We start from the raw sequence: 10,102 nt of genomic DNA on the forward strand, positions 1-10,102 counted from the left end.
GATCTGTAGTTGTCGTCGCGATCCCTAGTTGTCGTTGCGATCTGAGGTCTCGACTGACGACATTCACTCACCAAGCCTCTGTCGCGACACGTCTATCCCCTTGACATTTAACAAGCACTAATCTTCCCACTGCGACAGGCGCAGATGAAGCTGACATCTACTATCCGGTTCCATCCCCCAATGCCTCTGTCGATTCGCTGCCTGTGGTTCTACTACTGCAGGGTGCGTTAGTGGATAAAGCAGATTACACAAACTTTGCGAGTCAAGTGGCTCAATATGGCTTTGCAGTGATTGTGCCAAACCATATCAGAACTGCGATCGATCCAGTGACGGGACAAGCTTTCACCGGCTTCTTTCCAGAGCAGCAGCAGGTCCATGATGTCCTGGCCTATGCCACTGCCGCCAATACAAATTCGGCTTCTCCGCTCGCCAACCTCCTGAACCCTAACAAGTTCGGGTTGATTGGGCATTCTCTCGGCGGAGCTGTTGGGCTGAGCGCCATTCAGGATATCTGCTTTCCTTTTCTCTGCACGGGTACGTTCTCCCGACCACCAGAACTGATGGCAGGGGTTTTTTATGGCTCAACTTTTAGAGATCCTCGCTTTGGCGGCATGATTCCCCCAATTGAGAATGACGGGATTCCTGTTGCTTTAATCGCGGGCGATCGCGATGGGGTTGTGGGTAATTTTGCTGCGGTTGAAGAGACTTATGAGCAGATTCAAGATCCACCTAAAGCATTAATCAGAGTACAAGGTGCCAACCATTATGGAATTACTAACGAAGACAGCCTGCGTGACCCAGTTCGACCGACGTTAGACCAGAACATTGCGACAGAAACGATCGCTCATTGGAGTGGACTGTTTTTACGAGCCTCTCTGCTCAATGACGTTGATGCTCTGGATTATATCTATAACCAAGGAGACGGTCTAGATGAAAACGTTAGTGTCACCAGTGAGGTAGCAACTGTTCCAGAGCCTGCCTCATTCGTCGGCATCTTAGCCTTTGGAGTTCTCGGAACTGCGAGGAGACTGAAGCGTCGTCAATAACAGCAGCTCAAGTGTGCTCAGCAAAGTCAGTCCCGGCCAGATATGGCTCATTACCTCGCGGCTCTAGAGCAGAAATTCCGCCAGCTAGTCTTACCGCCTTAGAAAAAATAGCGGCAGTTAGTGTCCCAACAGAAAGCCCCTGGCATCCGTGCCAGGGGCTTCTTATATTTGCCAGTTAAGGACAACGGAGGAATTTCTCAGTATTCCAGTTGGGGCCTAAGAGTAAGCGATCGCTTCTCTTGCAACAGAAGCCCTAACTTGTTTTTACCTCTCTTTATACGCTTGCAAAAGTGCTCCTGCTGCCTCATTCCGGGTACAGTAAAGCCCTCCACTCTGACCCAGCGATTTCCATTTCCAAGGAGTTTCAGCAGGACCATCCTTGACCACGATGCCTTTACTTTTACCGTCCAGGCAGACCTCCCAACCATCAGGAGCACGTTTGTAGCTCCAAGGTCTCTCACTCTTTTTCTTTTTGGCCATCTCCCTTACCCTCGTTGACGAACTGATCTAAAACTGCCTTCACCCTTTTGTACTGTGGTAACTGCTTGCTGGCTCCCAACGTTGATATCGATTAGCTAAATTTTTGCTGCGGATAGCTCTCAATGAAGTGTCCGGTAGTGCAATCTCGCTAGGCAGCACCAATCAGGGTCGCCACAATTTTCCCAGAACTCATCACACCTGGTAGACCTGCTCCGGGATGTGTCCCAGCTCCTACACAATAGAGATTCGAGATGTCTTCACTTTGGTTATGGGGACGAAACCAAGCTGATTGAAACAGCGTAGGCTCTACAGAAAAGGCACTGCCCTTATAGCTATTTAATTCATGGCGAAAGTAGAGCGGGTTAATCACACGCTCCGTGACGATGTGCTGCGATAAGTTTGGCAGATAGTGCTGTTCTAAATACTGAACAATCGCATCTCGGTAGGGCTGGGTCCTCTCCTGCCAATCGGTGGGTCCATCCAGGTTGGGCACAGGTGCCAGAGCATACCAACCATCACAACCGGGTGGGGCCAGAGTGGGATCAGTGGCCGTCGGGCGATGTAGATAGAGTGAGAAGTCAGAAGCTAGGTGCTTGCGCTCGAACAAGTCCACCATCCATTCACGGTAACGTGGCCCCATCAGAATCTCGTGATGCGCCATTTGGTCATAGCGGCGATTGGTCCCAAAGTACAGGACAAACAACGACATTGAATAGCGCAGGTTTTGTACGTGGCGATCGCGATACTTGCGGCGAAACTGAGATGGTACCAAATTCAGGTAGGTCGAGGCCACATCGGCATTAGTGACGACAGCATCGGCTGGCAGCAGCCCCCCGCTCTTGAGCGCAATTCCCGTAGCCCGTTGGGTCTTCCCGTCAATCAAAATCTCTGCCACTTCGCAATTGAGCTGTAGCTCTCCACCCAGTTCTTGAAACAGGCGCACCAAAGCTTGGACTAAAGCCCCGGTACCACCCATTGCAAACCAAACGCCAAAGGCTTGCTCCAGCTTGTGAATCATGGCATAGACGGACGTACTTTGAAACGGATTACCTCCAATCAGTAGTGGGTGGAAGCTGAAAACCTGCCGCAATCGCTCATCTTGGATGTATTGATTCACAAACCCTGCCACCGATTTGAAGGACTGCAATTGCAGCATATCCGGGGCAACCTTGAGCATATCGGTGAAGTAGCTAAAAGGTTGAGTCATGAGGGGAAACCCTTTCTCAAACACCTGTTCTGAGGCCCGGTAGAAACGATGGTAGCCCTCTACATCATCCGGATTGAATTGGTGAATTTGCTCTATCAGGTAATCTTGATCGCCGTTGTAGTGAAACACGGAACCATCTTCAAACCGTACGTTGTAGAACGGGTCAAGCGGTACCAAGGTCACATAATCCTCCGTTTTGCGAGCGCTCAATTCAAACAACTCATGAATCAAGTCAGGAGCTGTAATGATGGTGGGACCCGCATCAAACGTGAACCCGTCTTGTTGATACACAGAGGCACGACCTCCCGGCTTATCCCGCTTTTCCACAATCATCACTCGATGTCCCTGCGCTTGTAGCCGGATAGCAGCCGACAGTCCACCAACACCGCTTCCAATCACAATAATCTGCATGCCGCTTGCTCAGAACCTGCCAATCCCATTAAATCAGGAGATTTGGGCAATCCCTTCTGTTATTTCAACCCAGTGGTCGAAACATCTTGAACTGAATCTGCATCGGCTACTCCCCCAGAATGCAGAGCTGTTTCATACGCATTATAGAAAAAGCAACGTAAAGATAGGGTTGAGGATCGCTCATGTCTTTAGTCGAACTTAAGGCAGTTTTTCAGAGACGACTAGCTATTCTCTAGCAGGAGTGATAGAAGAGAAACAAGTATTACTGGTTTCCAACGCTTGCAACTGCGGTTGACGGCTCAAAGACTCGACCTCGACCTCCAATCGATCGCAGGCTGCCCGTACCACCGCCAATCCCACTTCTCGCGAAAGTTCAGCCGTTGTTGGCGCAAACTACTCAAGAATTTCTGCTTCCGTGGTTTGATAGTTGCCGATCGTCGGGCGCAGGCGTTCAAGATAGGCACAGCCTTCATCGTTCATCTGGATCGCAAACTGAAGCAATGAATCGAGGTATGCTGTCACCTCAGGCCGCTTAGTCCCTTCGATCGCTGCTGCGTACAGCAGTTCACCGCTGAGATACTCAAAGTCTGGTACCAGTAGCTGTTGTCTTGCACTTCAAATCCCCGCGCTCCAGTAGTATGAAGCAACCCAAAATTTTCAACAAGCGTTGATCTGTTACGGTCAAGCCAGAGCAGGCTTCATGCTCCTTGAAGATCAACGCGCTAAAGTTCTTAATCGACGTATAGAAAAGCTCAAGAAGAAGACGACTAATTTATTAAAGCAATAGCATCCTAAGTTTTTAGATAAAGACACTTATTTTGTTAATTTTTGCGATTGCGACACTGAATATGTTATCTACTAGGAATATGCTTATTTCAATCAAGAAAGCCTGGAAGTCTTACTTAGAAATGCTTTCAGCTTCCAAAAGTTTCTCGACAATAATTTGTTAAAGCGTCAAATAATTAGTTAATGTACAATTGAGGAGGTAGGTAAAGCGCTCGCCCAGACGCAGCAACCCCTAAGTGAAAAGTCATTGCAAGCAATGGCAAGAGACCAAGCGCAGTGGATCGCTCAAGTTGAAACGGTGGTTGACCAAGCTCAAACCATCCTTGTCCTCAAAGTGGAACAGGGCACGGTTGATTGCAAAGCGACCCGAATTACCAATAGCGATGCCGCTCGATTTGAACGGTTTGCTCACCAGCTTCAGTTAGAGGCAAACAACCCAGCAGTCATGGCGAGTTAGGAGCGCTAAAAATAATACCTGAACCAAGCGGAGCAGCGCCGCAGTATGAGAGTGTCATTCTACGGCTGGATCACTAGGAGTTTGCCTCGCTTTTAGAACCTGAGAGGCAATGGATTGCGAAGCAGCATGGGCGACCATTTGCCAGTCTTCTGGGCTCAACAGCTCAGTGAGCACTGCCACCACTTGGGGCTGAGTCAGTTTGTGAGCGCGATCGCCTAGAGCCAGGGCTGCCAAAATGCGTCCGATCGCGACCTGTTGGCTGGGAGTTGGCGCGACAAGATGCTCCCGAATGAGGCGGCGCGCCACAGTATAGGCCTCTTCAAACCCTGCGCCTAAATTCCAGGATGCCATCCACTGCTGCAAGCCTGTAAACAAAATCGATTGCACCTGCATCTGCTGCCACATTGGTTGGGATTGCCCCGGCTCCATTGCATTGACGGCGCGATGATATCCTTGCATCGCCAGCCCCGCTTCCACCTGACCCCTGACAGCTTCTTCCATTTGAGCTGATTCGTGCAACCAGGCATCCGCGCCGCACAGATCCATCAGATCGCTCGTTTGGGCATATTGGATAGCAAGTGTCTGGTCGTCCATGCAGGATCGTTTCCCAATGAATGATACTTTGAGTCTAGCCTCGAATCAGGCTGTACTCAAAGTATATCAAGCCTTCTTTGTCAGAGTCTGGCCCATATTCTGCCATCTGATTGCGGCGATAAAAGCCTTCCGAACCTGGAAGTGCATGCAGTCCCACTCGACCGCCATAGCCCAGTTCTAGGCTACGTTGTCGCGCCCACAGCAGAAGAGTTCGGCCCACTCCTTGCAAATAAGGGGGATTTTCGAGCAAGCGACGATTCCAAGGAGCCACTGCCAAAGCTTCCACATAAATCAGGCGATCGCGCTGCGGTAATTGAGAGCGATGCCATTGAGTCTCCAACCACATCAGCCCCTGCGTTAAGCTATCTACTTCGATTGCATAGGCTTCATATCGAACTGCTTGATCGGCTTGTTGCAGTTTGTAATTCCATCGCCAATCGCGATCGACTTGGTCTGTCGCAACGGGACAGTACGCTCCGGCCTGGGGTCAAGTTTCCTTTGCCTCCCTCCCTCCCTCCCTTTGACAGCACCGGGAACTTGAACGTACCACAAGATGCAGATGGACAGCTTGACTACAACTTGTCGCGCTCATGGCAGGCAGGAGACTCTGTCTTGAATGTGCTGAAACTCGGAGATGTTCAAGATGCTTTTAATCTTGGCAGTTTTACACTCGGCGACGCGGTGCGGCTGGGCGGGGTTGATCCCACAATTTTGAGCTTGAGCAATTTTAGTTTTCTCAAGGAAGAAACTATTGCTGACTTGGTGAGCCAGATACCGGCGATCGCGGGATTTAGAGTCAGTGAGGTCAGACCGCTCTATGACCTGATCACCCAAAACATCCCCAATGTTGCCCAAAGCCTTCCACAGATGAGTAATTTTAGAGCCTGGACAGAGCAACCGATCGCTGCTTTAGCCCAGCTCCTAGAAGTCGGCAATCTCTCTCTCAATCACCTGGACTTGAGTCAGTACAGCTTCAGGCAACTGCCAGGGCTGGAACAGGCAACCTTGAGCAGCATTCGGGATTGGAAAAACCTCCATCTGGCCCAAATCCCAGGACTGGGCAATGTCCCTTTTTCTGCCTTCTTCAATTCCGGTCAGTTCCTGGGTCTGATTGCCATCCATGACGTGACCTATGGGGGTGATAGCGCACACCAGGAGTCCCGCTCGACACCCACCCAACACAGCATATCGGGCAGCTATGAGGTGGGCTTCCATTATGAGTGCGCTCAAGTCCAAGGGTGTGATTACCTGGAACTGAATTCACCGATTTCGTTGGGAAGCGCAGGTGACCCGACCAGGCTGCATGGAGCCAGATGGATTCGAGGAGGCAATGGCGCGGGAGGGCAGATGGTGCCAGGGGGACATGGGGGATTAGGAACGCTCAATGGGGGTCAAGAGCCGACAGGACGACACCCGTTTGGCCAAGCCTTTAAAGTCGTGCTGTCGGATACAGACGAATCGACGGGAACGGGAAAGTTCGGGCTGTACTTTCGGGTCTGCCATCGCAGCGCCTTTGTCGATCTCGGCTGTACCCCCTACTTTATTGGCCCAGTTCCCTGGTTTCCCACTCACGAGAAGGGCAAAGTTCTCGTCGGACTGACCGAGCTCCCACCGCCATCCGGGATTCAGGAGCCTGAACTTCCCCCAGAAGTACAAGCAATGATTCACCAGTATGACCCAGGCACAGCCTCAGATCAGGGCAGTCAGATTTGCCAGGTCGATTCCACAAAATTAGATGCGCTCAGTCAACAGGTTCTGGCCTCTCTACCCCGTGGTGAGCAAGCTCAAGCCATCAAAATGATTCCCCTGATTATGCAGTCTTGTGCTAAAGCAGGCGTGAGTGAGCCAGCCCAACTGGCTTATATTCTGGCCACTGCACAACATGAAACCGACTTTTGGAACACGATGGATGAGTACAGCCGCCATCACTATGACGAATGCGGTTGGGGTGAAGGCATGATTCAGGTGACCTGGTGTGACAAAAAACGATTCGTCCTCCAACGCTTAGGCTTATCCGCTTACCGAGGGATCAGTGACAGACGCTTGACTCAACCCGCGATCGCAGCAGATGCTCTGTGTCGAGGGATGAAAGAAGGCTGGTATGGGCACATGCGCCCGCTCGCCCAGTGTATTGCTGGTGGCAAAGCAGACTATCGCTGCGCGCGGCAGCAAGTCAATGGAACTGACCAGTGGCAACTGATTGCCGGATATGCCCAAAAATTCCAAAAGGTTCTCACCTTCACGGGTAGTCAAGCGGCAACGGGCACAACCGCTCTCACTTGTAGCAGCACCAGTCAAGGCAGTGGCAAAGGAACTGGTCAATTGCAAAATCCGATTCCTGGTGCTCCAGTCACGAGTGAATTTGGCCCGAGAGCATCGCCTTGTGCGGGGTGCAGTTCTCTCCATCGCGGCATTGATTTAGGAGTTGCGAGCCACACTCCCGTTAAAGCCGCAGATGGAGGCAAAGTCGTGTACTCAGGCTGGATGAGTGGTTATGGCGAGACGGTCATTGTCGAGCATGGGCGGGGACTGATGACGCTATACGCGCATAACTCAAAGCGGCTCGTCAAAGTGGGTGATGCCGTTTCAGCAGGACAAATCATTACTCGAAGTGGGCAATCAGGGGCGGGCACAGGACCCCACTTACACATCACCGTGCTTGAAGGAGCCACTCCTGGCAACCCCTATAGCGGTCGCGAGGTTGACCCCAGAAAGTACATCAAGTTCTAATCACTAGAATCAAAGGCAGCATCATGAAAAAAGCTCTGAAGCAAACAATTGTATTTGGATTAACGGCCTGCCTCACAACGCTCATGGTCGTTGGAAGTGGACACATCGGACAAGCTCAACCAGCCTCAATTCCAGAGTTCGTAAAACCTTGTATTCCTAGTCGAGTTCGGCCACCCATCGTCCGCACAGAATTAATCGCTCAAGCCTCGTCAAAGGAAAAAACTTACTTCCTGCTTTACACCTTTCATCCAGATGAAGCAGGCGGAACGGATCTCGTCATTTCAGTCGTAGGACCACAGTGCCGGGAAGAGTTTTACAACGCACCGGGTGATGCTGTCTCCTTAACCCAAATTGTTGAGCGAAAGGTGGCCAATCAACTGGCACTCGGTCGTTATCAAAACGAAATGCGGCGCTTGGGTCGGGCCAAAGTACAAGCGAATGTCAATCGCGTCATCGCGGCTCAGGGCCTTTTCTACCCAGAAGACCTTTGGGCACTTAGGCAACTCGGGTTCAAGCTACCTGCAAATACACAGATGAGTCAATAAGTGTCATAGGTTTCATGTCAAAGTTGGGGTCAACAACCATGAGACTAAGATTTAAGTTAGGACTACTCGCAATCTTGCTGGGATGCAGTTTAGGGGGTGGATTGGCCCTGCAAGCGTTCACACAGCAAATTGCTCCCTCGATCTCAAATGCCTCGACCCTCTTCGATCCGGTACATCCCACCTTGAAGCGCACTCAGATTCCTCTGCGCCTGCCCACCTATCTGCCTCAGGACTTGCAGATAGAAGCCAACTATGAACCTCCCCCCATTCAAGCTGTATTGCCAGAACAACCTTCCAATCGGGGGTATGAAATCGTCTTAGGCTATTCCACCACCTGCTCTGGTGGCAACGCCTGTCGCTTTGGTACAGTGACAGGTCATCTAAAGCCTGCTCAATCAATTGAGTCTGAGTACGCTTGGGTGCGCCGCTATCCAGGCGTGAAGTCCCCAGAACCGATGCAAAAAGTGAAGTTGGCCAATGATATTGAGGGCTGGTTCATCCCCTGGACTTGCGGAGCCAATTGTAGCGATGCCAAAGTCGTTTGGGATGAGTACAGCTACCGCTACTCGATGGGCATCAAGGTAGGCAATCGCGCTGCCCTCGTGAAGATGGCAAATTCCGCAATTGAGGCAGGTGACCCATGAAAATCTGGCAAGGCTTTGTGGTTCTGTTTTGGTGCTGCCTCTGGATGGTCGGGATGCCTCCGGCTGAAGCGCTGGATCAGAACCTGGAACAAGCGGTTCTAGAAATTATTGAGCAGCATCCGGAGGTCATTCTCAAATCTCTGGCCAATTACCAGCAGCAACAACAAGAGCAGCAAAAACAGGCACAGACCGCAGCGATCGCTCAGGTTCCATTTCAGCTTGAGCACATCATTCGCACTTCCCCATCGCTCGGTGGTGTTCACCAGGCTAAAGTCACCTTGATCGAGTTCGCCGACTTTGAGTGTCCTTTTTGCATCCAGGCTCATCGATCTCTGAAGCAATTCCTGGCTCAACATCCGGAGGTGGCTCTGATTTACAAGCATTTCCCGCTAACAGACATTCATCCCGAATCCCTACCCGCCGCCAAAGCTGTTTGGGCTGCTGGCCAGCAAGGACACTTCTGGCCCTTTCATGATGCGCTGTTCGAGCGACAACCAAACTTGGCCGACCCCCTCTACCTAGCGATCGCCACTCGGCTCAAACTCAACCTCGACCAGTTCAACCGCGATCGCCATAGCGAGGCTGCAACCCAGGCGATCGCTCAAGATATGCAGCTGGCCAATAATTTAAAGATTGAAGGAACACCCTCTTTCCTGGCACTCACTTCCCAAACCGTGGAATTAATATCCGGTGCAGATTTTCAAGCACTAACTAAGATTGTGAATCGGGTTACTCCCTAGATCATTAGAAGCCAGTCACCAGATTTTGAACAGGAACAGCCCTTTGAGCCTGGCGATCACGATTGAGCCACTGAAACTCTTATCCCAGTAAAACTCAATTGAAAGGACTTGGCTGGCAGCAATTCTCAGCCGTTGGCTCTCTAGGATCGCTCTCATGAAAGACTTCTGTTTCCTGGATGGCCCAAGCGATCGCTTTGCGTTTAAGGAGCAGCTAGGGGAGGAAAAACGAGGAGGGAATCGATTGCCGCGATCGCTCTGGCCATACGGACCTCATGAGAGCCCGCCACGGTGATATAGCCTTACGGATGCATCTTAGGACATTGTTTGAAAGCATTATCCACACAATCCTGAAAGTTGGCAAACTCATCCCATCGCTGTCGCAGCCAATTCTTGAGCACAAACCACCAATGCTCAATCGGGTTCAAGTCCGGGGAATAAGGCGGCAGATACCAAAGCTCACAG

13 protein-coding genes are annotated in these 10,102 nt (G+C 51.1%); 7 read left to right on the forward strand and 6 right to left on the reverse strand.

Features of this window, described 5'->3' with window-relative positions:
* Positions 1-230 precede the first annotated feature (230 nt).
* The gene (locus tag NDA01_RS30405) at positions 231-1,046 is read left to right on the forward strand and encodes an alpha/beta hydrolase family protein (RefSeq protein ID WP_488657391.1); all 816 of its coding nucleotides are present in this window, start codon (positions 231-233) and stop codon (positions 1,044-1,046) included.
* Positions 1,047-1,310: 264 nt separating this feature from the next.
* On the opposite strand, the gene NDA01_RS30410 is transcribed toward NDA01_RS30405, so the two are convergent.
* From NDA01_RS30410 to NDA01_RS30420, 3 genes are all read right to left on the reverse strand, one after another.
* Positions 1,311-1,526, reverse strand: coding sequence for a hypothetical protein (locus NDA01_RS30410; RefSeq protein WP_348230975.1), 216 nt, complete (start codon positions 1,524-1,526; stop codon positions 1,311-1,313).
* A gap of 148 nt (positions 1,527-1,674) precedes the next feature.
* Complete coding sequence (locus NDA01_RS30415) at positions 1,675-3,144, reverse strand: phytoene desaturase (protein WP_348230976.1); 1,470 nt, start codon at positions 3,142-3,144, stop codon at positions 1,675-1,677.
* Between the two features lie 393 nt (positions 3,145-3,537).
* Complete coding sequence (locus NDA01_RS30420; RefSeq protein WP_348230977.1) at positions 3,538-3,666, reverse strand: hypothetical protein; 129 nt, start codon at positions 3,664-3,666, stop codon at positions 3,538-3,540.
* 520 nt (positions 3,667-4,186) lie between these two features.
* Between NDA01_RS30420 and NDA01_RS30425 the strand changes: the two genes are divergently transcribed.
* Positions 4,187-4,387 (forward strand): hypothetical protein, encoded by a 201-nt coding sequence (locus NDA01_RS30425; RefSeq protein ID WP_348230978.1) that lies wholly within the window; start codon positions 4,187-4,189, stop codon positions 4,385-4,387.
* Positions 4,388-4,441: 54 nt separating this feature from the next.
* On the opposite strand, the gene NDA01_RS30430 is transcribed toward NDA01_RS30425, so the two are convergent.
* Positions 4,442-4,981 (reverse strand): hypothetical protein, encoded by a 540-nt coding sequence (locus NDA01_RS30430; protein WP_348230979.1) that lies wholly within the window; start codon positions 4,979-4,981, stop codon positions 4,442-4,444.
* A gap of 34 nt (positions 4,982-5,015) precedes the next feature.
* Complete coding sequence (locus tag NDA01_RS30435) at positions 5,016-5,327, reverse strand: GNAT family N-acetyltransferase (protein ID WP_348230980.1); 312 nt, start codon at positions 5,325-5,327, stop codon at positions 5,016-5,018.
* A 152-nt stretch (positions 5,328-5,479) separates the two neighbouring features.
* Here NDA01_RS30435 and NDA01_RS30440 point away from each other — a divergent pair, with 152 nt between their 5' ends.
* The 5 genes from NDA01_RS30440 to NDA01_RS30460 all read left to right on the forward strand — a co-directional run bounded on the left by NDA01_RS30440 (position 5,480) and on the right by NDA01_RS30460 (position 9,932).
* The gene (locus NDA01_RS30440; RefSeq protein ID WP_348230981.1) at positions 5,480-7,711 is read left to right on the forward strand and encodes a M23 family metallopeptidase; all 2,232 of its coding nucleotides are present in this window, start codon (positions 5,480-5,482) and stop codon (positions 7,709-7,711) included.
* A gap of 23 nt (positions 7,712-7,734) precedes the next feature.
* Positions 7,735-8,256, forward strand: coding sequence for a hypothetical protein (locus NDA01_RS30445; protein ID WP_348230982.1), 522 nt, complete (start codon positions 7,735-7,737; stop codon positions 8,254-8,256).
* 38 nt (positions 8,257-8,294) lie between these two features.
* On the forward strand, positions 8,295-8,900 hold the full coding sequence (locus NDA01_RS30450) for a hypothetical protein (protein ID WP_348230983.1): 606 nt from the start codon (positions 8,295-8,297) through the stop codon (positions 8,898-8,900).
* Positions 8,897-9,640 carry a DsbA family protein gene (locus tag NDA01_RS30455; protein WP_348230984.1) on the forward strand — a complete coding sequence of 248 codons (744 nt, stop codon included), beginning with the start codon at positions 8,897-8,899 and terminating at the stop codon, positions 9,638-9,640. Before NDA01_RS30450 ends, NDA01_RS30455 begins: the two co-directional genes overlap by 4 nt.
* Before the next feature lie 154 nt (positions 9,641-9,794).
* Positions 9,795-9,932: a hypothetical protein gene (locus tag NDA01_RS30460; protein WP_348230985.1), complete on the forward strand. Its 138-nt coding sequence runs from the start codon at positions 9,795-9,797 to the stop codon at positions 9,930-9,932.
* 7 nt (positions 9,933-9,939) lie between these two features.
* On the opposite strand, the gene NDA01_RS30465 is transcribed toward NDA01_RS30460, so the two are convergent.
* A partial coding sequence (locus NDA01_RS30465; RefSeq protein ID WP_348230986.1) for a transposase occupies positions 9,940-10,102 on the reverse strand: 163 nt, incomplete at its 5' end.

It is taken from the genome of Trichocoleus desertorum AS-A10, assembly GCF_039962155.1.
Taxonomy (GTDB): domain Bacteria; phylum Cyanobacteriota; class Cyanobacteriia; order FACHB-46; family FACHB-46; genus Trichocoleus.

What these genes read in the sequence shown, in the direction of transcription:
- NDA01_RS30410 (WP_348230975.1), bottom strand. Translation starts at nt 1,526, where the DNA reads ATGGCCAAAAAGAAAAAGAGTGAGAGACCTTGGAGCTACAAACGTGCT.
- NDA01_RS30445 (WP_348230982.1), top strand. Translation starts at nt 7,735, where the DNA reads ATGAAAAAAGCTCTGAAGCAAACAATTGTATTTGGATTAACGGCCTGC.
- NDA01_RS30425 (WP_348230978.1), top strand. Translation starts at nt 4,187, where the DNA reads ATGGCAAGAGACCAAGCGCAGTGGATCGCTCAAGTTGAAACGGTGGTT.
- NDA01_RS30450 (WP_348230983.1), top strand. Translation starts at nt 8,295, where the DNA reads ATGAGACTAAGATTTAAGTTAGGACTACTCGCAATCTTGCTGGGATGC.
- NDA01_RS30415 (WP_348230976.1), bottom strand. Translation starts at nt 3,144, where the DNA reads ATGCAGATTATTGTGATTGGAAGCGGTGTTGGTGGACTGTCGGCTGCT.
- NDA01_RS30435 (WP_348230980.1), bottom strand. Translation starts at nt 5,327, where the DNA reads ATGTGGTTGGAGACTCAATGGCATCGCTCTCAATTACCGCAGCGCGAT.
- NDA01_RS30430 (WP_348230979.1), bottom strand. Translation starts at nt 4,981, where the DNA reads ATGGACGACCAGACACTTGCTATCCAATATGCCCAAACGAGCGATCTG.
- NDA01_RS30460 (WP_348230985.1), top strand. Translation starts at nt 9,795, where the DNA reads ATGAAAGACTTCTGTTTCCTGGATGGCCCAAGCGATCGCTTTGCGTTT.
- NDA01_RS30455 (WP_348230984.1), top strand. Translation starts at nt 8,897, where the DNA reads ATGAAAATCTGGCAAGGCTTTGTGGTTCTGTTTTGGTGCTGCCTCTGG.